The sequence below is a fragment of the Rhodococcoides kroppenstedtii genome (assembly GCF_900111805.1).
In the GTDB taxonomy this organism is placed as follows: domain Bacteria; phylum Actinomycetota; class Actinomycetes; order Mycobacteriales; family Mycobacteriaceae; genus Rhodococcoides; species Rhodococcoides kroppenstedtii.
Genome location: NZ_FOJN01000001.1, coordinates 60,835 through 81,463 on the forward strand (window position 1 = coordinate 60,835; position 20,629 = coordinate 81,463).

The 20,629-nt window shown below is 68.0% G+C and carries 27 protein-coding genes; 8 read left to right on the forward strand and 19 right to left on the reverse strand.

Going from position 1 to position 20,629, the window contains the following annotated elements; all coding sequences use genetic code 11:
* Nucleotides 1–14 precede the first annotated feature (14 nt).
* Entirely contained in the window at nucleotides 15–1,817 is a 1,803-nt protein-coding gene (ctaD, locus tag BMZ18_RS00290; RefSeq protein WP_068100513.1) for an aa3-type cytochrome oxidase subunit I, read from the reverse strand.
* A 158-nt stretch (nucleotides 1,818–1,975) separates the two neighbouring features.
* On the opposite strand from ctaD, the gene BMZ18_RS00295 reads away from it, so the two are divergent.
* Nucleotides 1,976–3,043 carry an ABC transporter substrate-binding protein gene (locus BMZ18_RS00295; protein ID WP_074921651.1) on the forward strand — a complete coding sequence of 356 codons (1,068 nt, stop codon included), beginning with the start codon at nucleotides 1,976–1,978 and terminating at the stop codon, nucleotides 3,041–3,043.
* A 1-nt stretch (nucleotide 3,044) separates the two neighbouring features.
* The gene (locus BMZ18_RS00300) at nucleotides 3,045–3,518 is read left to right on the forward strand and encodes an NUDIX hydrolase (RefSeq protein WP_068361138.1); all 474 of its coding nucleotides are present in this window, start codon (nucleotides 3,045–3,047) and stop codon (nucleotides 3,516–3,518) included.
* 248 nt (nucleotides 3,519–3,766) lie between these two features.
* Here BMZ18_RS00300 and nrdF read toward each other — a convergent pair whose 3' ends face one another.
* From nrdF to BMZ18_RS00330, 6 genes are all read right to left on the reverse strand, one after another.
* Nucleotides 3,767–4,729 (reverse strand): class 1b ribonucleoside-diphosphate reductase subunit beta, encoded by a 963-nt coding sequence (nrdF, locus tag BMZ18_RS00305; RefSeq protein ID WP_068361231.1) that lies wholly within the window; start codon nucleotides 4,727–4,729, stop codon nucleotides 3,767–3,769.
* A gap of 166 nt (nucleotides 4,730–4,895) precedes the next feature.
* Nucleotides 4,896–5,930, reverse strand: a complete 1,035-nt coding sequence (locus BMZ18_RS00310; RefSeq protein ID WP_068100507.1) for a type IV toxin-antitoxin system AbiEi family antitoxin domain-containing protein — start codon at nucleotides 5,928–5,930, stop codon at nucleotides 4,896–4,898.
* A gap of 93 nt (nucleotides 5,931–6,023) precedes the next feature.
* Nucleotides 6,024–8,186 (reverse strand): class 1b ribonucleoside-diphosphate reductase subunit alpha, encoded by a 2,163-nt coding sequence (gene nrdE, locus BMZ18_RS00315; protein ID WP_068361145.1) that lies wholly within the window; start codon nucleotides 8,184–8,186, stop codon nucleotides 6,024–6,026.
* An 11-nt stretch (nucleotides 8,187–8,197) separates the two neighbouring features.
* Nucleotides 8,198–8,683, reverse strand: a complete 486-nt coding sequence (gene nrdI / locus BMZ18_RS00320; RefSeq protein WP_068361148.1) for a class Ib ribonucleoside-diphosphate reductase assembly flavoprotein NrdI — start codon at nucleotides 8,681–8,683, stop codon at nucleotides 8,198–8,200.
* Between the two features lie 82 nt (nucleotides 8,684–8,765).
* A complete protein-coding gene (locus BMZ18_RS00325) occupies nucleotides 8,766–9,008 on the reverse strand; it encodes a redoxin NrdH (protein WP_068100502.1) in 243 nt (80 codons plus the stop codon).
* Nucleotides 9,009–9,322: 314 nt separating this feature from the next.
* The gene (locus BMZ18_RS00330) at nucleotides 9,323–9,880 is read right to left on the reverse strand and encodes an NAD(P)H-dependent oxidoreductase (RefSeq protein ID WP_068100499.1); all 558 of its coding nucleotides are present in this window, start codon (nucleotides 9,878–9,880) and stop codon (nucleotides 9,323–9,325) included.
* A gap of 94 nt (nucleotides 9,881–9,974) precedes the next feature.
* Here BMZ18_RS00330 and BMZ18_RS00335 point away from each other — a divergent pair, with 94 nt between their 5' ends.
* Nucleotides 9,975–10,592, forward strand: a complete 618-nt coding sequence (locus BMZ18_RS00335) for a TetR/AcrR family transcriptional regulator (RefSeq protein WP_068361151.1) — start codon at nucleotides 9,975–9,977, stop codon at nucleotides 10,590–10,592.
* Here the strand turns inward: BMZ18_RS00335 and BMZ18_RS00340 are convergent.
* The 3 genes from BMZ18_RS00340 to moaA are packed head-to-tail and all read right to left on the reverse strand — an operon-like array spanning nucleotide 10,581 to nucleotide 12,650.
* Nucleotides 10,581–11,360 (reverse strand): fructosamine kinase family protein, encoded by a 780-nt coding sequence (locus BMZ18_RS00340; RefSeq protein WP_068361152.1) that lies wholly within the window; start codon nucleotides 11,358–11,360, stop codon nucleotides 10,581–10,583. The genes BMZ18_RS00335 and BMZ18_RS00340 overlap by 12 nt on opposite strands.
* Entirely contained in the window at nucleotides 11,357–11,599 is a 243-nt protein-coding gene (locus BMZ18_RS00345; RefSeq protein ID WP_068361153.1) for a MoaD/ThiS family protein, read from the reverse strand. Before BMZ18_RS00345 ends, BMZ18_RS00340 begins: the two co-directional genes overlap by 4 nt.
* Entirely contained in the window at nucleotides 11,592–12,650 is a 1,059-nt protein-coding gene (gene moaA / locus BMZ18_RS00350) for a GTP 3',8-cyclase MoaA (protein WP_068361154.1), read from the reverse strand. Before moaA ends, BMZ18_RS00345 begins: the two co-directional genes overlap by 8 nt.
* Before the next feature lie 66 nt (nucleotides 12,651–12,716).
* On the opposite strand from moaA, the gene BMZ18_RS19930 reads away from it, so the two are divergent.
* From BMZ18_RS19930 to BMZ18_RS00365, 3 genes are read left to right on the forward strand one after another with little or no spacing between them, the layout of a single operon-like run.
* Complete coding sequence (locus tag BMZ18_RS19930) at nucleotides 12,717–13,913, forward strand: molybdopterin molybdotransferase MoeA (RefSeq protein ID WP_068361155.1); 1,197 nt, start codon at nucleotides 12,717–12,719, stop codon at nucleotides 13,911–13,913.
* Complete coding sequence (gene moaCB, locus BMZ18_RS19935) at nucleotides 13,910–14,887, forward strand: bifunctional molybdenum cofactor biosynthesis protein MoaC/MoaB (RefSeq protein WP_280141903.1); 978 nt, start codon at nucleotides 13,910–13,912, stop codon at nucleotides 14,885–14,887. Before BMZ18_RS19930 ends, moaCB begins: the two co-directional genes overlap by 4 nt.
* Nucleotides 14,884–15,297: a molybdenum cofactor biosynthesis protein MoaE gene (locus BMZ18_RS00365; RefSeq protein ID WP_068361156.1), complete on the forward strand. Its 414-nt coding sequence runs from the start codon at nucleotides 14,884–14,886 to the stop codon at nucleotides 15,295–15,297. The genes moaCB and BMZ18_RS00365 overlap by 4 nt, the downstream gene beginning before the upstream one ends.
* Here BMZ18_RS00365 and BMZ18_RS00370 read toward each other — a convergent pair.
* Complete coding sequence (locus BMZ18_RS00370; RefSeq protein ID WP_068361159.1) at nucleotides 15,294–16,322, reverse strand: CobW family GTP-binding protein; 1,029 nt, start codon at nucleotides 16,320–16,322, stop codon at nucleotides 15,294–15,296. The two genes, BMZ18_RS00365 and BMZ18_RS00370, sit on opposite strands and share 4 nt — an antisense overlap.
* 246 nt (nucleotides 16,323–16,568) lie before the next feature.
* Between BMZ18_RS00370 and BMZ18_RS00375 the strand changes: the two genes are divergently transcribed.
* The gene (locus BMZ18_RS00375) at nucleotides 16,569–16,928 is read left to right on the forward strand and encodes a histone-like nucleoid-structuring protein Lsr2 (RefSeq protein WP_068361161.1); all 360 of its coding nucleotides are present in this window, start codon (nucleotides 16,569–16,571) and stop codon (nucleotides 16,926–16,928) included.
* A gap of 395 nt (nucleotides 16,929–17,323) precedes the next feature.
* Here the strand turns inward: BMZ18_RS00375 and BMZ18_RS00380 are convergent, their stop codons facing one another.
* The 8 genes from BMZ18_RS00380 to BMZ18_RS00410 all read right to left on the reverse strand — a co-directional run bounded on the left by BMZ18_RS00380 (nucleotide 17,324) and on the right by BMZ18_RS00410 (nucleotide 19,943).
* Nucleotides 17,324–17,650 (reverse strand): hypothetical protein, encoded by a 327-nt coding sequence (locus tag BMZ18_RS00380; RefSeq protein WP_139203690.1) that lies wholly within the window; start codon nucleotides 17,648–17,650, stop codon nucleotides 17,324–17,326.
* Entirely contained in the window at nucleotides 17,647–18,219 is a 573-nt protein-coding gene (locus tag BMZ18_RS00385; protein ID WP_068361167.1) for a lambda-exonuclease family protein, read from the reverse strand. Before BMZ18_RS00385 ends, BMZ18_RS00380 begins: the two co-directional genes overlap by 4 nt.
* Nucleotides 18,216–18,446, reverse strand: coding sequence for a hypothetical protein (locus BMZ18_RS00390; protein WP_139203692.1), 231 nt, complete (start codon nucleotides 18,444–18,446; stop codon nucleotides 18,216–18,218). Before BMZ18_RS00390 ends, BMZ18_RS00385 begins: the two co-directional genes overlap by 4 nt.
* Nucleotides 18,443–18,607 carry a hypothetical protein gene (locus tag BMZ18_RS19550; RefSeq protein WP_156511595.1) on the reverse strand — a complete coding sequence of 55 codons (165 nt, stop codon included), beginning with the start codon at nucleotides 18,605–18,607 and terminating at the stop codon, nucleotides 18,443–18,445. The genes BMZ18_RS00390 and BMZ18_RS19550 overlap by 4 nt, the downstream gene beginning before the upstream one ends.
* Nucleotides 18,604–18,834, reverse strand: a complete 231-nt coding sequence (locus BMZ18_RS00395; protein ID WP_068361173.1) for a hypothetical protein — start codon at nucleotides 18,832–18,834, stop codon at nucleotides 18,604–18,606. Before BMZ18_RS00395 ends, BMZ18_RS19550 begins: the two co-directional genes overlap by 4 nt.
* A complete protein-coding gene (locus BMZ18_RS00400) occupies nucleotides 18,831–19,049 on the reverse strand; it encodes a hypothetical protein (RefSeq protein WP_074921655.1) in 219 nt (72 codons plus the stop codon). Before BMZ18_RS00400 ends, BMZ18_RS00395 begins: the two co-directional genes overlap by 4 nt.
* Nucleotides 19,050–19,365: 316 nt before the next feature.
* On the reverse strand, nucleotides 19,366–19,701 hold the full coding sequence (locus tag BMZ18_RS00405) for a hypothetical protein (protein WP_139203694.1): 336 nt from the start codon (nucleotides 19,699–19,701) through the stop codon (nucleotides 19,366–19,368).
* The gene (locus BMZ18_RS00410; RefSeq protein WP_139203696.1) at nucleotides 19,698–19,943 is read right to left on the reverse strand and encodes a helix-turn-helix domain-containing protein; all 246 of its coding nucleotides are present in this window, start codon (nucleotides 19,941–19,943) and stop codon (nucleotides 19,698–19,700) included. The genes BMZ18_RS00405 and BMZ18_RS00410 overlap by 4 nt, the downstream gene beginning before the upstream one ends.
* A 234-nt stretch (nucleotides 19,944–20,177) precedes the next feature.
* On the opposite strand from BMZ18_RS00410, the gene BMZ18_RS00415 reads away from it, so the two are divergent.
* Nucleotides 20,178–20,606, forward strand: a complete 429-nt coding sequence (locus BMZ18_RS00415) for a helix-turn-helix domain-containing protein (protein WP_082894904.1) — start codon at nucleotides 20,178–20,180, stop codon at nucleotides 20,604–20,606.
* Nucleotides 20,607–20,629 lie beyond the last annotated feature (23 nt).

Here is a 20,629-nt window from a genome sequence, read left to right on the forward strand (position 1 = left end):
CGCACGAGACGGTGTCAGTGGCGGCCGGAATCCGGATCGCGGTCCGCCGACGACTCGTGGTCGCTGGTGGCGATCGGTGCCCGGCGAGCCTGCTCGAGCGTTTCCGTGGTCTTGCCGCCGCCGTGGCCGGGGCCCACGTGCGCCTCGGCACGCATGCGCTCGACCATGTGCGGGTAGTGCAACTCGAACGCCGGACGCTCCGAACGGATGCGGGGCAGTTCCACGAAGTTGTGGCGCGGCGGCGGGCAGCTGGTGGCCCACTCGAGCGAGTTGCCGTAGCCCCACGGGTCGTCGACCGTGACCGGATCGCCGTAGCGGTAGCTCTTGAAGACGTTCCACAGGAACGGCAGCGTCGAGGCACCGAGGACGAACGCACCGACCGTGGAGATCGAGTTCAGCACCGTGAAGCCGTCGGACGGCAGGTAATCCGCGTAGCGACGCGGGAAGCCCTCGGCGCCGAGCCAGTGCTGCACCAGGAACGTCAGGTGGAAGCCGATGAACGTGGCCCAGAAGTGCCACTTGCCGAGCGCCTCGTCCATCATGCGGCCGGTCATCTTCGGGAACCAGAAGTAGATGCCCGCGTAGGTGGCGAACACGATGGTGCCGAAGAGCACGTAGTGGAAGTGCGCGACCACGAAATACGAGTCGGTGACGTGGAAGTCGATGGGCGGGCTGGCGAGCAGCACGCCGGACAGACCACCGAAGAGGAAGGTCACCAGGAAGCCGACCGAGAAGAGCATCGGCGTCTCGAAGGTCAGGTGGCCCTTCCACATGGTGCCGATCCAGTTGAAGAACTTCACACCGGTGGGCACCGCGATGAGGAACGTCATGAAGGAGAAGAACGGCAGCAGCACCGCGCCGGTGGCGTACATGTGGTGCGCCCACACCGCGATGGACAGCGCCGCGATGGCGATGGTGGCGTAGATCAGACCCGTGTACCCGAAGAGCGGCTTACGGGAGAAGACCGGGAAGATCTCCGAGACGATGCCGAAGAACGGCAGCGCGATGATGTACACCTCGGGGTGACCGAAGAACCAGAACAGGTGCTGCCACAGCAGGACGCCGCCCGTGGCCGGGTCGAACAGGTGCGCGCCGAGATGCCGGTCCGCCGCCAGGCCGAGCAGCGCCGCGGTGAGCAGCGGGAAGGCGAGCAGCACCAGGATCATCGTGACGAAGATGTTCCAGGTGAAGATCGGCATGCGGAACATGGTCATGCCGGGCGCGCGCAGGCAGATGACCGTGGTGATCATGTTGACGCCACCGAGGATGGTGCCCAGGCCGGACAGCGCCAGGCCCATGATCCAGAAGTCGGCGCCGATGCCGGGCGAGTGCACCGCGTCGGTCAGCGGCGTGTAGGCCGTCCAGCCGAAGTCCGCGGCACCACCGGGGGTGATGAAGCCGGCGGACGCGATGAGCGCACCGAACAGGTAGAGCCAGTAGCTGAACGCGTTCAGACGCGGGAACGCCACGTCCGGAGCGCCGAGCTGCAGCGGCATGATGTAGTTCGCGAACGCGAAGACGATCGGCGTCGCGTACAGCAGCAGCATGATGGTGCCGTGCATGGTGAAGAGCTGGTTGTACTGCTCGTTCGAGAGGAACTGCAGGCCCGGCACGGCCAGCTCCGCGCGCATGAGCAGCGCCAGAACACCACCGAACAGGAAGAACCCGAACGAGGTGACCATGTACATGATGCCGAGCGTTTTGGGATCGGTGGTCGTCACCATCTTGTGGACGAACGAACCCTTGGGCCCCATGCGGGGCGGGTACGGCCGCGAAGCCGTCAGCTCGGGGACTGGCTGGGGCGCTAGGGCAGTCACTGATCCTCCTGAATGCGCGTCTCCCCGCGGAAGCGAAGTGGACGCATGAACGTGCGCTACAAGGATCGTAACCCCCTGGGCCGACATGTGAAGCGCGGGTCCTACTCGGTGTCGTAGGTCGTCCGTCACGCCGTGACGCCTCCAGTAGGGTCACCGCCATGCTGCGTCGCTTCCGTCGTCGATCGGCCGCGCTCGTCGTCACCCTCGGAGCCCTGGTCGCGACGCTGTCCGCTTGTGGCGACACCGGTGGGGACGACGCGTCGACGATCGTGCGGACCACCACCAACGTGGCCGGCGCCGGCGTCGTCGGGATCGAGCGCGACACCGTCGGCCTGTGCGCCCTCCCCCAGCCCGCCGACACCTTCGGTCGGCAGGGCGACGGGCGCATCGTCGTCGGCAGCGGCCGCACCGTCACCGTTCCGGCCGACCCGAGGCGCATCGTCGTGCTGTCGATGGAGGCGCTCGACGCGTCCTGCGCCGTCGGTACCTGGGAGTCGGTGGTCGGCGCACCCACCGTCCCGCTCGCGCCCACCGCTCCCCCGTCCGCCCTGCCCCGCCCCGCCTACCTCGGCACCGGCATCGCGCAGATCGCCCCCGTCGGCCCACCATCGGCACCCGACGTCGACGCGGTCCGGGCGCTCGCACCCGATGTCGTCATCGGCACGGACGACCTCGACCCGGCCGTCCGCGACGAGCTCGACGCCATCGCCCCGACGGTCCTCACCCGCACCGAGTCCTCCTGGACCGACCGAGCTCTGCTCGCGGCCACCGCCATGGGACGTCGGGACGCGGCGTCGCGCGCCGTCGACGACTACCGCGCTCGGGCCGAGGACGTGGGGCGCCGCCTGAACAGTCGGCTCACCGAGGCCTCTGTGATCCGGTTCCACGGCGACGGCGCTGACGTCCTCGGCGACGACAGCTTCGCCGGTCAGGTCCTGACCGCCGCCGGCGTCCGCCGACCGGGACCCCAACAGGGTCCGACCGCACCGCTCCCCGCCGACGACATCTCCGTCGCCGAGGGCGACCTGATCTACGTGATCTTCGACGGCCCCGAGGGACTCGAGTACGGGCGCAGCGTCATGGAGACCGACGCCTGGAAGGACCTCGGTGCCGCGACCGACGGACGCGTCTTCGCCGTCGACGACGCCGCCTGGTGCGGTGACGGCGTCATCGCCGCCCGCACCGTGCTGACCGACCTCGAGAACTCCCTGAACGGGTACGTCTGACGTGCCGATCCCCGAGTTCATCCTGAGCCTGCGCGAGAAGATCGGCCACGCCCCGCTCTGGCTGTCCGGTGTCAGCGCCGTCGTTCTGGACGCCGAGGATCGGATCCTGCTGACCCGGCGCGTCGACAACGGACGGTGGGCCGTCGTGTCCGGCGTGCTCGAACCCGGCGAGGAACCGGGTCCGGCGGCGCTGCGCGAGATCGCCGAGGAGACGGGGGTGACGGCCGAGCTGATCCGGCTGACCAGCGTCGACGTGACCGACCCGATCATCTATCCCAACGGCGACCACACGCAGTACCTCGACCTCTGCTTCCTCGCCCGGCACGTCTCCGGCGAAGCACGGGTGGCCGACGACGAGAACACCGACGTGCGCTGGTTCTCGGCGGACCACCTGCCGGCCGACCTCACCGACACCTCCCGGCTGCGCATCGACAAGGCGCTCCACCACGGCCCGGAGGCGTGGTTCCGGAAGTAGTTCCCCCACCTGCGCAGGTTCCCGCCACCCTCACCGGTTGCAACCGGTGCACCTGACCACAACCTGCGCGGTCCGGGTTCGGCGGCCGGGGGTTCGCGAGTTCTGCCACATCGTCGGCAGGAGATCCACGAATCCGCGGAACCCAGGCCGATCATGTGGGAAAACTCGCACGTCGGCCGGTCCGACCGCGCCCGGAACGACGAACGGGGCACCACCGAGTAGGTGGTGCCCCGTTCACGAGCAGGGGATCAGAAGTCCCAGTCGTCGTCCTCGGTGTTGACGGCCTTGCCGATGACGTAGGAGCTGCCGGAGCCGGAGAAGAAGTCGTGGTTCTCGTCCGCGTTGGGCGACAGCGCCGACAGGATCGCCGGGTTGACGTCGGTCTCGTCCTTGGGGAAGAGCCCCTCGTAGCCGAGGTTCATCAGCGCCTTGTTGGCGTTGTAGCGGAGGAACTTCTTCACGTCCTCGCTGAGCCCGACCTCGTCGTAGAGGTCCTGGGTGTACTCGGTCTCGTTTTCGTAGAGCTCGAAGAGGAGGTCGAAGGTGTAGTTCTTCAGCTCCTCGCGCTCGGCGGCGGACCGCGTCTCGAGCCCGCGCTGGTACTTGTAGCCGATGTAGTACCCGTGCACCGCCTCGTCGCGAATGATCAGGCGGATCAGGTCGGCGGTGTTGGTGAGCTTGGCCCGCGAGGACCAGTACATCGGCAGGTAGAAGCCCGAGTAGAAGAGGAACGACTCGAGGAGGGTCGAGGCGACCTTGCGCTTGAGCGGGTCGTCGCCCTGGTAGTAGTCCATGACGATGGACGCCTTGCGCTGCAGGTTGGGGTTCTCCTCCGACCAGCGGAACGCGTCGTCGATGTCCCGCGTGGAGCACAGGGTGGAGAAGATCGACGAGTAGGACTTGGCGTGCACCGACTCCATGAACGCGATGTTGGTGTACACCGCCTCCTCGTGCGGGGTGGTCGCATCGGGGATCAGCGACACGGCGCCCACGGTGCCCTGGATGGTGTCGAGCAGCGTCAGGCCGGTGAACACCCGCATGGTGAGCTGCTTCTCGTGCTCGGTGAGCGTTTGCCACGACGGGATGTCGTTGGACACCGGCACCTTCTCGGGGAGCCAGAAGTTGCCGGTGAGGCGGTCCCAGACCTCGGCGTCCTTGTCGTCCTGCACGCGGTTCCAGTTGATCGCGGAGACGCGATCGATGAGCTTCACCATGTATTCCTACCTGCCGATTCGACGCGGTTCGCGGCCGTACCGCGATGCTCGTGCGGGCGCGTTCGTCGCGCCAAATGTCACCGGCCCCAACACTACCGGTTGTGGAATCTCTCGGAGGACAACACAAGGGAGTGTGTCTTCGACCCGTGCGCCGTTTGCACCCCTAGGGATGTGCAAACGGCGCACAGCGGGCGCAGCCCGACTCTCCGACCCACCCCTCCCTCCGCAGAACAGTGGCGACCTCGGCTGCGACGCCGCATGGGTCACGCACGACCTCGTCGTACCCGTAGACCAAGCGGGGCCGGCCGGCGAGTTCGGCGGCGTTGTCCCGTCGACGATCACGAAACGCAACGGCCGAAGTGCTGTGGAACCGACGCCCGTCCAGGCGCACGATCAGATCGGCGCCGTGCGGGGAGTAATCCACGTCCTCGAACAGCGTCCGCCCATCGACGGTGACGGGACTCTGGCGCCGCGCCCGTGGCAACCCGTGCGCTTCCTCCACCTCGACGGCGTACGCCAGCTCGAGCACCGACGCCACTCCGTCGGTCAAGAACTCGACCGCGCGATTCAGCGCCGCCCGGTAGCGATACGGGGGTCGCTGCACCAACCGTGTGCGCACGGCACCCACCGTCACCACGCCGGTGGAGACCACCGACACCAGCGTCGACATCGCCTCGCGCGCAGTGGGTTCGGCCGTAGCCAGATCTACTGCGGTGTCTGCAGCCCCCGTCCGGGGCAATGCCGAACCGTGGACCACGTACGGATATGCGCGCGACCGATGCACGACGACTCCCGGATGGACCGTCGACCCCACCCGCGCCACCGGCGCCGTGTTCGTGGACCGACCGCGTACCGACGTGGGTGCCTGACATCGCGCGGACCGTCCGTACGGAACCGTCACGTGCACCGGCTGCAGCGATGTGGCCCGGCGAACAAATCCCCACTCCTCGGCGGCCGTGTGGTGGCTGAGCAACGCATGTGCGCCGCCGTACAACAACGCGGCCCGCAGGGTCTGCTCGCGGTCGAGCGGTCCGGCGGCCACCGCGTACACCCCGCGCAGCACGATGACCCAACGACCGGATTCGATGTGCCGACGAACGCGGCTGCGGCTGTAGCCGCACACCGTCACCTGCGATTGAGTGAACAGGCCAGCCTGGTCGTCGATGACCCTCTGAAGATCGTCCCCCCGGATATCCATGGGCGGATGGTGCACCAGGCTCCCGACACTGTCAGGGTCGTGCGCCTTTTGTACATCCCTGGATGTGCAAAAGGCGCACGGGCGCGGAGCGCACTACAGCATGCAGCTGACGCAGCCCTCGACCTCGGTGCCTTCGAGGGCCATCTGCCGCAGCCGGATGTAGTACAGCGTCTTGATTCCCTTGCGCCACGCGTAGATCTGCGCCTTGTTGATGTCGCGGGTGGTGGCGGTGTCCTTGAAGAACAGCGTCAGCGACAGGCCCTGGTCGACGTGCTGCGTCGCCGCGGCGTAGGTGTCGATGATCTTCTCGTACCCGATCTCGTACGCGTCCTGGTAGTAGTCCAGGTTGTCGTTGGTCAGGTACGGCGCCGGGTAGTAGACGCGACCGATCTTGCCTTCCTTGCGGATCTCGATCTTCGACGCCACCGGGTGAATGGAGCTGGTGGAGTAGTTGATGTAGGAGATCGACCCGGTCGGCGGCACGGCCTGCAGGTTCTGGTTGTAGATGCCGTGCTCGCGCACCGACGCCTTCAGCTGCTCCCAGTCGGCCTGCGTCGGGATGTGGATGCCGGCGTCGGCGAACAACTCGCGCACCCGTGCGGTCTTCGGCTCCCACACCTGCTCGGTGTACTTGTCGAAGAACTCACCGGAGGCGTACTTCGACTCGGGGAAGCCCCCGAAGGAGGTGCCGCGCTCGATGGCGAGACGGTTCGACGCGCGCAGCGCATGGAACAGCACCGTGTAGAAGTACATGTCGGTGAAGTCGATGCCCTCCTCGCTGCCGTAGAAGATGCGCTCGCGTGCGAGGTACCCGTGCAGGTTCATCTGCCCGAGGCCGATGGCGTGAGAGTTGTTGTTGCCCTCCTCGATCGACGGCACCGACGTGATGTGCGTCTGATCGGAGACGGCCGTGAGGCCACGGATGGCGACCTCGATGGTCTGCGCGAAGTCCGGCGAATCCATCGTCTTGGCGATGTTCAGCGAGCCGAGGTTGCACGAGATGTCCTTGCCGACGTGGCTGTAGGACAGATCGTCGTTGAACGTCGACGGCGTGGAGACCTGGAGGATCTCCGAGCACAGGTTGGAGTGGGTGATCTTGCCGTCGATCGGGTTGGCCCGGTTCACCGTGTCCTCGAACATGATGTACGGGTAGCCCGACTCGAACTGCAGCTCGGCGAGGGTCTGGAAGAACTCGCGCGCCTTGATCTTGGTCTTGCGGATGCGCTTGTCGTCCACCATCTCGTGGTACTTCTCGGTGACGTTCACGTCCGCGAAGGGCACGCCGTATATGCGCTCGACGTCGTACGGCGAGAACAGGTACATGTCCTCGTTCTTCTTCGCCAGCTCGAACGTGATGTCCGGGATCACCACGCCCAGCGACAGCGTCTTGATGCGGATCTTCTCGTCCGCGTTCTCGCGCTTGGTGTCGAGGAAGCGGTAGATGTCGGGGTGGTGCGCGTGCAGGTACACCGCGCCCGCACCCTGCCGGGCACCGAGCTGGTTGGCGTAGGAGAACGAGTCCTCGAGCAGCTTCATGATCGGGATGACGCCGGACGACTGATTCTCGATGCGCTTGATCGGCGCGCCGGCCTCACGAATGTTGCTGAGCAGCAACGCCACTCCGCCGCCGCGCTTGGACAGCTGCAGGGCCGAGTTGATCGAGCGACCGATGGACTCCATGTTGTCCTCGATGCGCAGCAGGAAGCAGGAGACGGGCTCGCCGCGCTGCTTCTTGCCCGAGTTGAGGAACGTCGGCGTCGCGGGCTGGAACCGGCCGGCGATGATCTCGTCGACCAGGTGCCGTGCGAGCACCTCGTCCCCCGCGGCGAGGGTCAGCGCCACCATGACGACGCGATCCTCGAACCGCTCGAGGTAGCGCTTCCCGTCGAACGTCTTCAGCGTGTAGGAGGTGTAGTACTTGAACGCGCCGAGGAACGTCGGGAACCGGAACTTCTTCGAGTACGCGTGGTCGAGCAGGGTCTTGACGAACGACCGGGAGTACTGGTCGAGCACCTCGGCCTCGTAGTAGTTCTCCTCGACGAGGTAGTCGAGCTTCTCGTCCAGGTTGTGGAAGAAGACGGTGTTCTGGTTGACGTGCTGCAGGAAGTACGCCCGCGCCGCCTCACGATCCTTGTCGAACTGGATCTCCCCGTTCGGCCCGTACAGGTTGAGCATCGCGTTGAGCGCGTGGTAGTCGAGATCCGAGGCGTCGGATCGCGACGTCGCCGGGGACGTGTCCGTGACGGTCGGGGCCATGGGCGTAACTCCTACGGGGTGGCGGTGATGATGCGGGTCGTGTCTGCGGTCCGGGTGGCGTCACTCGGGTTCTCACCGTCGTGGCGGTCCCAGAACTGGGCGAGTCCCTCGCGGACGCGATCGACGTCCTCGGGAGTACCCATCAATTCAAAGCGGTAGAGATAGGGCACGCGGCACTTCGCGGCGATGACGTCACCGGCGAAGCAGTAGGACTCCCCGAAATTCGTGTTGCCGGCCGCGATGACGGCGCGGATCAGGGAGCGATTGTGGGGATCGTTGAGGAATCGGATGACCGGCTTGGGAACGTACGACGTGTCCCGGCCCGTGGCCGTGATGCCGCCGCCGTAGGTCGGCAGGATCAGAACGTACGGGCGGTCGACGCGCAGACCCCCGTCCCGCGACGAGACGGGAATCCGCGTGGCGGGCAGGCCGAGCTTGGCGACGAACCGGTGCGTGTTCTCCGACGCACTGGAGAAGTAGACCAGCGACTCGGTCACGGTGCTCGCCTCCCGAACGGTGGACGACGGATACCGGCGGCCGGACGGCCTACGACCGGTCCTGCGGGTCGGGCGGGACCCTTCAGGCAGCGGCGGTGACGATGGACTTGATGCGGTCCGGACGGAAGCCGGACCAGTGCTCGTCGCCGGCGACGACGACGGGAGCCTGGAGGTAGCCGAGCGCCATGACGTAGTCACGGGCCTCGGGGTCGAGCGAGATGTCCACCACGTCGTACTCGACACCGGCGTTGTCGAGGGCGCGGTAGGTCGCCTTGCACTGGACGCACGCGGGCTTGGTGTAGACGGTGACGGTGGTGGCGCTCATGAGTGTCCTCGTTCTCTCGCGTGACGGTGTCGCGTTCTGGTGCGCGACCACAGGGCCGGCGACCCTCCGATCGGGCCCCCGAAGGTGCCGCTCGTCCCTGCCGTGAATGCGGACCGAACGGGCCCACTTCCTGGAAGTTTCGGGTCGAAGCCGTGGTGGCCTCTCGCTGTCCCAGACACTACACCTGGTGTCCGACAGAGCAAGGCAACACCACAACTTGTAATGACAGTCGTGGAATTACCTGGGCGGAACCGGAAAATCACGGCGTGTCGCGCCGGGTGGGCGCGTCGCGGAGACGCGCCCACCCGCCGTCGTCACGCGTCGACGAGAGCGGCGTCGAGTGCGGAGACGACCGCGGCGATGTCGCCGGCGATCTGTGAGTTGTCACGGGGGTGCTTGCCGTCGATGGCCGACAGGATGCTGCCGATGGCCAGATCGGCGTCGTCGAGCACGGTGGCGCCGGCCACGCGGGCCGCCTTCGCGGTGTCGTCCTTGGCCCACCGGGCGGCGTTCGCACTCGGCGAGGAGCTGATGACCGCGGTCGGCTTGCCCTTGATCGCGCCGTCACCGAACGGACGCGAGGCCCAGTCGATGGCGTTCTTCAACACGGCCGGAATCGTCCCGTTGTACTCCGGCGTGAGCAGCAGGACGGCGTCGGCGTCGCCCACGGCGGTGCGCAGACGGTCGACGGCGGGGTACGCGGCGAGAGCGTCGGCGTTGTCGATGTCCTCGTTGTAGAACGGGAGATCCCCCAGGCCCTCGAAGATGTCCACCCGGACGTTCTCGGGCGCCACGGACGCGGCGGTCTCGGCGAGGCGGCGGGTCACGGATTCGGCACGGAGGCTGCCGACGAGGGCGATGACGCGAGACATGTGCGGTCCTTTCGCAGACGGTGGTCGATCGGGAGTACCCCGTCGACCAACCGGACCATAGTCCACTTTGTTCCCCCATGCGTAAGCTGGCAATGTGACAGACGCCCTGCTCCCCCTGGCGAACGGCGACACCGAACGCTGCGACGCGGCGCGAAACCGCCGGTTGCTGCTCGATGCGGCCGTCGCCCTGGTCGACGAGCGCGGCCCGGACGGCCTCACCATGGACGCCGTCGCCGCCCGTGCGGGTGTGGGCAAGGGCACAGTCTTCCGCCGCTTCGGCAGCCGCGCCGGACTGATGCTGGCGCTCCTGGATCACACCGAGACCGCCCTGCAGCAGTCGTTCATGTTCGGCCCGCCGCCCCTCGGCCCCGGCGCCCCGCCGCTCGAGCGCCTGCTCGCCTACGGTCGCGCGCGGTTCGGCGTGGTCGAGGTCCAGGGCGAACTACTGCGCTCCGCCGAGAACTCCGGCTCGTCCCGCTTCGCCGCCCCCGCCTGGGCCGTCGGCTTCACCCACGTCGCCGGCCTGCTGCGCGCCGCCGACGTGCAGGGCGACATCGAGCTGCTCACCTACGCCGTCCTCGCTCCCCTCGAAGCCACGGTGGTCCTCCACCAGCTGCGCGACGGGCGCATGACGCCCGAACGCCTGGTCCGAGGGTGGGAGGACCTGGTCCTGCGGATCACCCGGCCCGGATCGATCGACTCACCCGAGTAGGCGCACCGTTTCCGCGGCGGCCGTCGCCAACGACTCGCCGTAGCTGCGCCCGTGTCCCGCCGCGTGCACCGCGAGCGGGTGGAGCTGATGAAGCGGCGTCCGCTCCTCCCACCCGTCGTCGAGGACACCGCCGTCGCGGTAGCCCTCGTGGATCGCGGTGAGGAACGGGCAACCGAACAGGGCCAGCATCGCCAGGTCCGTCTCGCGGTGACCACCGTGCGCCGCGGGATCGATGAGCACCACCCCGTCCGGCGACCAGAGGACGTTGCCGGTCCACAGATCGCCGTGGATCCGGTCGGCTCCACCGGCAGGATCCACGACGCCCGACGCCACGATCGCGCAGGCACGCTCCACCAGGGCGGCCTCGTCGACGGTCACGGTGCCCGCGTCGACCGCGACCCGGAGGTAGGGCAGGACCCGCTCGGCCGCGTAGAACTCGCCCCACGACGCGTGGATCGTCGACGTCATCGTGCGGTTGCCGATGAAGATGGTGCCGTCGATGCCGTCGGGTGGGCAGCCGAATCCCCGAGCGCCGGCGGCGTGGGTGCGTGCCAGCATGCGTCCGAACTCCTCGGCGGCCTCCCGCGTCGGCCGTGCGGAGGGAATGCGCTCCAGGCGGATGTGGTCGCGGTCGACCTCGATCACCCGCGCGGTCCGCGCTCCCCCGTCGGCCAACCACGCCAGACCCGCGGCTTCGGCCGGGAAGAAGTTCGGGTGGGCGTCCGCACGCCGCTTGACGACGTCGTCCGGAGATTCGCGGATCGTCATCCGCCTGCGAACGGCGGCAGGACGTCGACCCGCGGACCGACCGTGCGAGCGTCGTCGCGAATCATCTCGTCGCCGACCAGGAAGACGGCGACGTCCAGGACGGGCGCGAGTCGCGCGCCGTGACGTGCCGACAGCAGGGCCTTGAGCTCGCCGACCGTGATGTCCGGCGTCGCGTCGAGCGTCTCGGCGGAGATTCCGGCCGCGTCGGCCGCCCCGGCGAAATACCGCACCTCAACCACCGATGGCCCCCATGGATCGCTCGGGTGGGACGAACCCCGCGTCGTCCATGCCGTGGCCCGCGCTCTTCTCCCACATCGCGCCGCGCCACAGGTCGGCGATCTCGGCATCGTCCGCGCCGCGACGCAGCACCGCGCGGAGGTCGGTCTCGACGTCGCTGAACAGGCACGATCGGACCGTGCCCTCGGCGGTGAGCCGGGTGCGGTCGCAGTCGGAGCAGAACGAGCGGGTGACGGAGGCGATGATGCCGACCGTCGCCGGTCCGCCGTCGACGGTCCACTCCTCCGCGGGAGCCGACGGGTCGGACCGGCCGATCTCCGTCAGGTCGAACCGGTCACCGAGAACCGCCAGCAGTTCCGCAGCGGGCACCATGGTCGAGCGGGCCCACTCCCGGTCGGCGTCGAGCGGCATCTGCTCGATGAATCGCAACGCCACCCCGCGCTCCAGGCACCACGCGAGCAGATCGGCCGCGCCCGCGAGCGTCTCGCGCATGAGGACGGCGTTGATCTTGACCGGCGCGAGCCCCGCAGCCAGCGCCCCGTCGATGCCGGCGAGGACCGCCGGGAGCCGGTCGCGCCGGGTCAGCGCGGCGAAGTGCGCCCGGTCGACGGTGTCGAGGGAGATGTTCACCCGCCCGAGTCCGGCCCGGGCGAGGGCCGCGGCCCGGCGATCGAGACCGATGCCGTTGGTGGTCATCGACAACGCCACACCCGGCGCGGCGGCCGCGGACCGAGCCACGATGTCGACGATGTCCTTGCGCACCAACGGTTCCCCGCCGGTGAACCGCACCTCGCGCACGCCCAGTTCACGGTGCGCGACGGCGACCAGGCGCGCGATCTCGGCAGCGCTCAGCACCTGCTCGGAGTCCAGCCCGGGCAGTCCCTCGGCGGGCATGCAGTAGGTGCAGCGCAGCGAACACTTCTCCGTCACCGAGATGCGCAGGTCGCGAGCCACGCGGCCGAAGCGGTCCAGCAGGACGGGGACGTCCGGGCGGTCCGCGACCGAGGGGCGCTGACCGGGCAGGCGGGGAATTCCCATGCTCACCACCGTCACCGGTCTCACCTCCTCGTTCCGTCGCGACTGTCCCGTTCGAGTATGCCCGGCTCCTACGATGAACCGATGACGCAGGGGCACAGCACACGTTCGGTGGCCGATCACGCCGCTCTGGTCGACCGGCTGATCCGGACGGCGCTGGGGAGGCGCGGACCGGACACCGTCGCCGTGGAGGATGCCCACGGACGCGTCGCCCACACCGATCTGCGCGCGCTGATCGACGTCCCGAGCTTCCGCAACTCGCAGATGGACGGGTACGCGGTGGACGCCGCCGCGGTGGCGCGGGTCCCGGTCGAACTCGACGTCACCGGGGTGGTCGCCGCGGGAGACGACGGCGGCGACGCGCACGTCCCCGGCACGGCCCGCAAGATCATGACCGGCGCGCCCGTCCCCCGCGGGGCCGACGCGATCGTCCCCGTGGAGGACACCGAGGCCGTCGGCGGTCGCGTGCGGATCGGGCGGTCCCGACGGTCCGGCGAGTACGTCCGCGAGCAGGGTAGCGACGTCCGAGTGGGCGACGTCGTCGTTCCCGCGGGAACGCGACTGGGGGCCCGCCACGTGGGCGCGATCGTCGCCGTCGGCCACGCGACCGTTCCGGTGCGGCCCCGCCTGCGCGTGGCGGTGATCGCCACCGGAGCCGAATTGGTCGCGCCCGGAACGAAACCCGGCCCCGGATGCCTGTACGACTCCAACGGGCCCACCCTCGCTGCCGCAGCGATCGCCGACGGAGCGGAGGTGACCGTCCGCACCCGCAGCACCGACTCGGCCGAGCACTTCGCCGCCGTGCTCGACGACGCGCGGACGCGAGCGGACGTCGTCGTCACGTCCGGTGGGGTGTCCATGGGCGACTTCGAGGTCGTCCGCGACGTCCTGGGCCCGCGCGGTGGCACGTTCGGCCACGTGGGCATGCAGCCCGGGGGCCCGCAGGGCTGGACCGACCTGGACGGCACTCCCGTGATCAGCTTCCCCGGCAACCCGGTGAGCACCCTGGTCTCGTATATGGTCTTCGCCCGGCCCGTCCTGCGCGATCTCGCGGGCCTGCCGGCGCTGCGCGCGGAGGACGCGACCCTGGTGGACGCCGTGCGCTCGATACCCGGGAAACGCCAGTTCCTCCGCGGTCGACGCACCCCCGACGGCATCACCACCTCCGGCCCCGGCTCGCACCTGGTGGCGTCCATGGCCGCCGCGGACGTCCTGGTCGACGTGCCCGAGGACACCACCGACATCCCGGCGGGCGCGACTGTGCGAGTGTGGCCCCTGTGAACGAGTCCGGTCTGTCCCACGTCGATTCCGACGGTCGCGCGCGCATGGTGGACGTCGGCGCCAAGCGGGAGACGACGCGCGTCGCCGTCGCCGCCGGGGTGCTGCGGACGACGCCCGAGGTGGTCGCGCTGGTGCGCGCCGACGGCCTGCCGAAGGCCGACGTTCTGTCCACCGCTCGGATCGCGGGCATCGGCGGGGCGAAGAAGACCTCCGAGCTGATCCCGCTCTGCCATCCGTTGCCGCTGACGTCGGTGTCGATCTCGTTCGACCTCGCCGAGGACACCATTGCGATCGAAGCGACCGCGGGCACCACCGGCCGGACCGGCGTGGAAATGGAAGCGCTCACCGCTGTCGCGGTGGCCGGTCTGACGTTGCACGACATGGTGAAGGCGGTCGATCCCGCCGCGGTGCTCGACGGAGTTCGGTTGCTGCGCAAGGAAGGTGGTAAGCGCGGGGTGTGGACGCGGGACGAGCCCGCCCTGCCCCCGGCCCCGTTGGGCGACCGGACCGCGGTGGTGGTGGTCGCGTCCACGGCCGGCGCCGCGGGCACCCGCGAGGACACCACCGGACCTCGCCTCGTCTCCTGGCTCACCGAACGCACCTTCGACGTCCGCGGGCCGGTCGTGGTGGCCGACGCCGACATCGCGGCCGGACTGCAGGACGCGCTGGACGGCGGACCCGCCCTGATCGTCACCACCGGCGGCACGGGTGTGTCCCCCACCGACGCCACGCCCGAGGCGACGCGAGCGATCCTCGACCGCGAACTGCCCGGCGTCGCCGAGGAGATTCGCCGCGTGGGACTGGGCGCGACCGTGCACGCCTCGATGAGCCGCGGGCTGGTCGGTGTGGCCGGGCGCACGGTGGTGGTCAACCTGCCCGGGTCACCGGGCGGCGTGAAGGACGGCCTGTCCGTCCTCGACCCGATTCTCGATCACCTGATCGCGCAGGTGCGCGGCGGAGGAGCACACGAATGACGTCCGTTCTCGCCCGCATCTCCGCCGAGCCGATCGATCCGGCGACCGTGTCGGACTTCGTCGCCGGACCGACTCACGGTGCGGTACTGGTGTTCTGGGGCGTCGTCCGCGATCACGACGGCGGTCGGTCGGTGTCCGCGCTCGAGTATCAGGCGCACCCCGACGCGGAGGCGTTCCTGCACCGCTGCTGCGCGGACGCCGCGGCGGCGTCCGGGTTGCCGACGGCGGCCGTGCACCGGGTCGGCGACCTGACCATCGGTGACACGGCGCTCGTCGCGGCCGTGGCCGCCCCGCACCGCGCCGCCGCGTTCGACGCATTGGAGACCCTGGTCGACCGCATCAAATCCGAGGTGCCCATCTGGAAGCGGCAGCGCTTCCCCGAGGGCACCAGCGAGTGGGTCGGGCTCTAGATTTCCTGGTTTCGCAGGTAGCGGTGGACGACGAGCATCTCCTCGTCCGTCGCGGGGCGATCCCGCACCACGCCTTGGAGTACCGCGTCGACGTCGTCGTCCATGCCCGCGCCGAGGAACACCAGGGCCGTGGTCCCCCGCGCCGGGGCCCGTTCGATCACGATGTGCCGCCCGACGGTCTGCACGAGGAACCGGCCACGGCCCGTCGTGAAGCGGACGAAGCCCTTCGACCGGTAGAGACCCGCCGGCGGGTCCTCGAGCAGCGCGATCAGGGCGCGTGGGTCGACGTAGCGCGATGTCTCCACCGCCACACTGCGATACGCGTCGTGCAGGTGCTCGTGATCGTGGCCCGCGGCGTGACCGTGATCGTGGTCGTCCTCGCGGAGGAGGTCGTCCAGGCTGAGCTGGCGGGGTGCGTCGTCGTCCGTCCGCTCCGGCGGGTCGAGCAGCAGGGCCACGTCGACCCGGCCGTGGTCGGTGACCACCACCGGCGCGCCCGGGGCGTGGCGACGGACCAAATCGAGCATGCGCGCCCGGCCGTCGTCACCCACCAGGTCGCTCTTGTTGACCACCACCAGGTCGGCGAACGCCAGGTGTTGCGCCAGGTCCGGGTGCCGCTCCACCGAGTCCGTCATGTTCACGGCATCGACCACCACGACGAGCCCGCCGTACCGCACCCCGGGGTGCGCGCTGCCGAGCACCATGCGGATGAGGGCGCGTGGCTCCGCGAGTCCACTGGCCTCGATGACGACGGCGTCGACCGGGGAATTCGGCCCGGTGAGCGTACCGAGCATCTCGTCGAGATCCTCGCTGTCGACGGCGCAGCACAGGCACCCGTTACCGAGGCCGATCACGGAGTCGACCTGCCCGGCCACGAGCATGGAATCGATGTCGATCGAGCCGAAGTCGTTGACGACCACCCCGAGGCGAATGCCGCGATTGCGTCGGAGGACGTGATTGAGCATCGTCGTCTTCCCGGAGCCGAGATATCCGGCGACGAGGACGACGGGGACCGGACCGGACATGGTGAGAGAATACCGTCGGGCCGCGGACGGCCGGGCCACCCGCCGAGCTGCGAATCCGACCGTCCGCCGCACGTCGTGCCATTATCGTCGGTCGTTCGTGACCCCGCCGAGATCTCGCCCGTGTCTCGCCCGTGGCGCCGGAAAGCTGTGTCGGACAGCATTTTCGAGCGTGTCGAGCCGCGTCGCCGTGTCCGATTCCGCCCGTGTAGTGTTCCCGGAACACTGCGGTCGACGGAAAGAGCAGGAATGGCGAAGAAGGTCGTGATCGAGCTGATCGACGATATCGATCGGACCCCGCTGGGTGACGACGGTGAACACATCGTCTTCGCCGTCGACGGGGTCGACTACGAAATCGATCTCGGTCCGAACAATGCCGCCGAATTCCGCCGCACCCTCGCTCCGTATCTCGAGCACGCGACGCGGGTGAGCTCGCCGGCCCGGTCGACCGCACGCCGACGCACCTCCGGGTCGACGGGCGGTCGTCGCCGATCGCCCGAATCCGCCCGCGCCATCCGCGACTGGGCCGCCGGCGCCGGGTACACGCTCTCGCCGCGGGGGCGCATTCCCGCCGAGGTGCAGCAGGCGTACGAGGCCGCGCACGCCTGACGCGACCTGCCCGGCTGCACACAACTCTCCCGAATCGACGGGAACCCACCCGTTCACTCGACCCGTGTGCCGCTACGCAGTCCGGGCCCGCGGCCAGTGCAGCGGGCGCACGACCTGCCTGACTGCACACAACTCCCCCGAACGGGCGGAATCCCGCCCCTTCGCCCGACCCGTGTGCCGCTACGCAGGTCTCGCCCCCCGCAGAACGACGAAACCCCCTCCCGACGACGTCGGTAGGGGGTTTCGTGATGGTGGAGCTAAGGGGACTCGAACCCCTTGCTTAATCCAGGTTTTTGCCGTCTGACCTGCGGTTCAGCGTAACTCGGTGGTCGTTGACGTGAAAACTTGACCTGCGGGTTCCCATCGGCGTGTTGACCGCGTCAACACGGAGGAGGTCACGCAGGCTTCGTCCACTCGTCCAGTTCCTCCCACTGCCCGAACGGCGGCTTGTGCGGTCCGAGAACCACGGCGGGAACCTCTTCACGGACGACGTCCATCCGGTTCAGTACGTCCTCCACCTCGAACCAGTTCTCATCAAAGTCGGACACGAAGATGCCGCCCGGTTGCCGCGCCTCCGCGTGCATTCGTTCTTCGGTTGTTGCTCCGGGGAACTGGGACAGGTAGCCGGCTCCGGACATCTGCACTTTGAACGCGGTGTCTTCACCGTCGATGCGTCGCCAGATGTGGCTACCAGGACGAGGGCGGATGGTCTGTTCGCTCATGGCCCGGACCTTACTGGTGAGACACGACAAGCCCCCGCCCCAGCGGAAGGCTTGCGTTCGATGGTGAAAATGCGGGGCCGGCGGTTGAACAGTTCGAACGGTCCGCACGCTGCGATGTGGCAGCGGGGCGCGCCGGTGACGTACATCTGCCACATAACCTGCACGAGGTAGTAGATGGGTGGGGTGTCTCCCCAGGTGTGCAGGTCTTCAGCGGTCTTGATTTCGAGAAGTTCCCAGACACCGGTCTCGGTGACGATGATGGCGTCGGGTGTCGCTGTGTGCGTGGGCTTCTCGTGGTGGGTGAAGCACCCCGCGTCAAGTACTCCCCAGGTGGGGTTCTGCGTGGCGACCCACTCGCGGATCATCGGTTCGAACTCGTGGCCGCGACCCATCGCGTCCGTCTGCACGTTCGGTGGGGTGATGCCCTTCTTCGCGTCGTAGATGCTGCGTGGGGTGTCCCACTTCGACAGGCCGCAGATGGCGGCGACCTGCGAAGCGGAGTAGGTGGCGAGCCACTCCGGGCTGCCGGGTTCCAACGGGGTGGTGAGGAGCGTTCCGGTGAGAGTCATTTCCCGGCTTCCATTTCGTAGATGTAGTCGGTGTCGCAGTGGGGGCAGCGGCAGGTGAGGGGGTGGCCGATGTTGTTGACGACGTCCCATGCGTCGGGGGTGACGTGGATGCCGTCGCAGCCGTTCTCGCAGAACGGTTCCGGTGCGTCGTCGTGGTGGAGTAGTTCTCCGCCGCAGTCGCACAGGGCGGTCGGCGGGTTCTCCATGAGGTCGCTGTAGGCGCTCATCGGATGGCCTCATGAATGCAGGTAGCGATGTGGAGGGTGTGCTGGTCGTTGACGTGGCTACCGCGGAAGGATTCGCCGCAGCGGCATTCGAGGGCTCGGTCGTGGCTGTAGCCGTCGATCATGTGGTCCTCCAGGAGGAGGTAGATGTCGTCGACGCTCATGCCGCACCTCCGAAGAGGAACTGGAGAATCCTGACGACCATGAACACGACGGCCCATGCGCCGGCGCCGAGGACGGTGGCCCAGATGAGTCCGAGAATGGCGCTGCCTTCGGGTGCGTCGGGGGTGTAGTCGGGTCGGGTGTAGTCACCGAACTCGACGATGGTCATGCGCTTTGGGTTGGTCATGCTGTCGCCGCGGTCGACGGCGTAGAAGTCGTTGTGGTTCATGCGGGGTCCTCGATTCCCATTGCTCTGAGCAGTCCGGCCACCGGGACGATGTACTTACGCCCGATTCGCAGCACCGGAACGGGGAACTCGCCACGCTTCGCAAGCTGGTAACCGGTGGTGACTCCCAGACCCAAAACAGAACTGGCGGTGGGAATGTCGGTTTGAATCCCGAGGTTCCGCACTTGCTGAACGGTCCATCGATTCCCGTCACTCATGCGGGAACCTGCCGAAAGTTCATGGACATCTCGTACGTATCGCATTCCGAGTTGCCGCGTGCCCTTGGCGCACTGGCGGTTTTGACGATGAATCCACGCTCCACGCCAATGCAAAGCCCTCGCCGGACGGTTCGTTCTGACAAATGACCAGACCAGGTTGGAGTCCGCAAGTCTTCTGCCATGCGGATGAGTCCTGGCGAGGCGCTGAGCCCAGATGCGTTGGCATACGTCTGCAAGTTGATGAGCACTCGGACCGTGGCGTTCGTGAGATATGGGTCTCGAACTACGGATCGAGTCCACTCTGTGGCGTTGTAAGTCATGCTGTCACCGCCTGAGGTGCGGAGAGGGCGACCTTGCCGAGGGCGTCGTCCATCGCCGCGGCCAACGTCGGTCCGGTGCCGATGACCCACACGTGGTCAGTGGCCGGATGCCAACCGGCGATGTGCGGGCCGGAGTGATCCGAGGTGAGGAACGCGTTCACTTCCCACCTGCGATCAACGAACTGGGCGAGCACGTTCGTTGTCACCGCCTCCAGCTCTGTGACGAGCCGGTCGGTCGGGGTATCCTTGCGGTGCATCTGCTTTTCCTTCCGGTTGGTGGGTGCCTGGCCCGTCCCTTTGCAGAGGGGCGGGCTTTTTCGTGGGCTGGTCACGCTGCGTGTGCGCGTTGCCGTGCGGTGCGGGGGTCGTCGAAGAGGTCGTGGAACTCCAGGCCCCAGCACTCCAAGGTGCGGTTGACGAAGTCGGGGCCGGGGCGGGCGTGTCCGTTGAGGACGCGCCATGCGGTGGTCTTGTGGACGCCGATGTCGCGGGCGAGTGCTGCGGAGTCGTGGAGTCCTCGGCGTTTCATCTCGCGCTTGAATCGGCCTGTCTTGATCGCGTGTCCTCGCGTCATCAGGTCTCCGTTCGGTTGCGTCATCGCGACTGGGTTGACACAACAGAACCTACCCGCGCGGTTGCCTCGGCGCAACCCTGTTTCATCGAGCAATCTTGCGCGAATCTCGCAGAGGCGCTGACATGCGCCGATGCACCCCTAGCTGCGGAACGACAACCGTGGCATTTGCCGCAACCGAGGGTTGCGCTGACGCAACCGATTGGAAGCAACCCAAGCAACCCCTACGCTGCACCTATGTCCAGATGGAGCGAATGGCTCACACACCAAATGCAGGTCAAAGGGATAGACCAGATCACCCTCGCGAACGCCGCCGGCTACAACAAGTCCGTCGTCTCCAACTGGGTCAACGGACGCACCAAAGTCCCCAGCCTCGAAGCACTACGCCGCACCGCCGAAGCCCTCCAAGTACCCATGGGCGAAGCACTCGTCGCCGCCGAATACATCACCGCCGACGAAATCGGAGCGACCACACTCCCCGCCGACCTCGCCAGCGTCGACACCGGCGAACTCATCCGCGAAATCGGCGCACGCCTCGGCTACGACCTCGCCATCAGCGGCAAAGCCTCCCCCGCCCGACTACGCGCCGTCGCCCAATGGGGCGACAAGTCAATCCCGCCGCCGTCCCGCGACGACGTGGGTGTAGCTGCGGATTCGGACGAATAACACCCGTGTAAGCCGCCTACCTG

Excerpts from the sequence above, each read along its gene's own strand:
- BMZ18_RS00295 (WP_074921651.1), top strand. The coding sequence starts at position 1,976 with ATGCTGCGTCGCTTCCGTCGTCGATCGGCCGCGCTCGTCGTCACCCTC.
- BMZ18_RS00310 (WP_068100507.1), bottom strand. The coding sequence starts at position 5,930 with ATGGATATCCGGGGGGACGATCTTCAGAGGGTCATCGACGACCAGGCT.
- nrdE (WP_068361145.1), bottom strand. The coding sequence starts at position 8,186 with ATGGCCCCGACCGTCACGGACACGTCCCCGGCGACGTCGCGATCCGAC.
- BMZ18_RS00325 (WP_068100502.1), bottom strand. The coding sequence starts at position 9,008 with ATGAGCGCCACCACCGTCACCGTCTACACCAAGCCCGCGTGCGTCCAG.
- BMZ18_RS00330 (WP_068100499.1), bottom strand. The coding sequence starts at position 9,880 with ATGTCTCGCGTCATCGCCCTCGTCGGCAGCCTCCGTGCCGAATCCGTG.
- BMZ18_RS00340 (WP_068361152.1), bottom strand. The coding sequence starts at position 11,360 with ATGACGATCCGCGAATCTCCGGACGACGTCGTCAAGCGGCGTGCGGAC.
- BMZ18_RS19930 (WP_068361155.1), top strand. The coding sequence starts at position 12,717 with ATGACGCAGGGGCACAGCACACGTTCGGTGGCCGATCACGCCGCTCTG.
- BMZ18_RS00365 (WP_068361156.1), top strand. The coding sequence starts at position 14,884 with ATGACGTCCGTTCTCGCCCGCATCTCCGCCGAGCCGATCGATCCGGCG.
- BMZ18_RS00370 (WP_068361159.1), bottom strand. The coding sequence starts at position 16,322 with ATGTCCGGTCCGGTCCCCGTCGTCCTCGTCGCCGGATATCTCGGCTCC.
- BMZ18_RS00375 (WP_068361161.1), top strand. The coding sequence starts at position 16,569 with ATGGCGAAGAAGGTCGTGATCGAGCTGATCGACGATATCGATCGGACC.
- BMZ18_RS00380 (WP_139203690.1), bottom strand. The coding sequence starts at position 17,650 with ATGAGCGAACAGACCATCCGCCCTCGTCCTGGTAGCCACATCTGGCGA.
- BMZ18_RS00385 (WP_068361167.1), bottom strand. The coding sequence starts at position 18,219 with ATGACTCTCACCGGAACGCTCCTCACCACCCCGTTGGAACCCGGCAGC.
- BMZ18_RS00390 (WP_139203692.1), bottom strand. The coding sequence starts at position 18,446 with ATGAGCGCCTACAGCGACCTCATGGAGAACCCGCCGACCGCCCTGTGC.
- BMZ18_RS19550 (WP_156511595.1), bottom strand. The coding sequence starts at position 18,607 with ATGAGCGTCGACGACATCTACCTCCTCCTGGAGGACCACATGATCGAC.
- BMZ18_RS00395 (WP_068361173.1), bottom strand. The coding sequence starts at position 18,834 with ATGAACCACAACGACTTCTACGCCGTCGACCGCGGCGACAGCATGACC.
- BMZ18_RS00400 (WP_074921655.1), bottom strand. The coding sequence starts at position 19,049 with ATGAGTGACGGGAATCGATGGACCGTTCAGCAAGTGCGGAACCTCGGG.
- BMZ18_RS00410 (WP_139203696.1), bottom strand. The coding sequence starts at position 19,943 with ATGACGCGAGGACACGCGATCAAGACAGGCCGATTCAAGCGCGAGATG.
- BMZ18_RS00415 (WP_082894904.1), top strand. The coding sequence starts at position 20,178 with ATGTCCAGATGGAGCGAATGGCTCACACACCAAATGCAGGTCAAAGGG.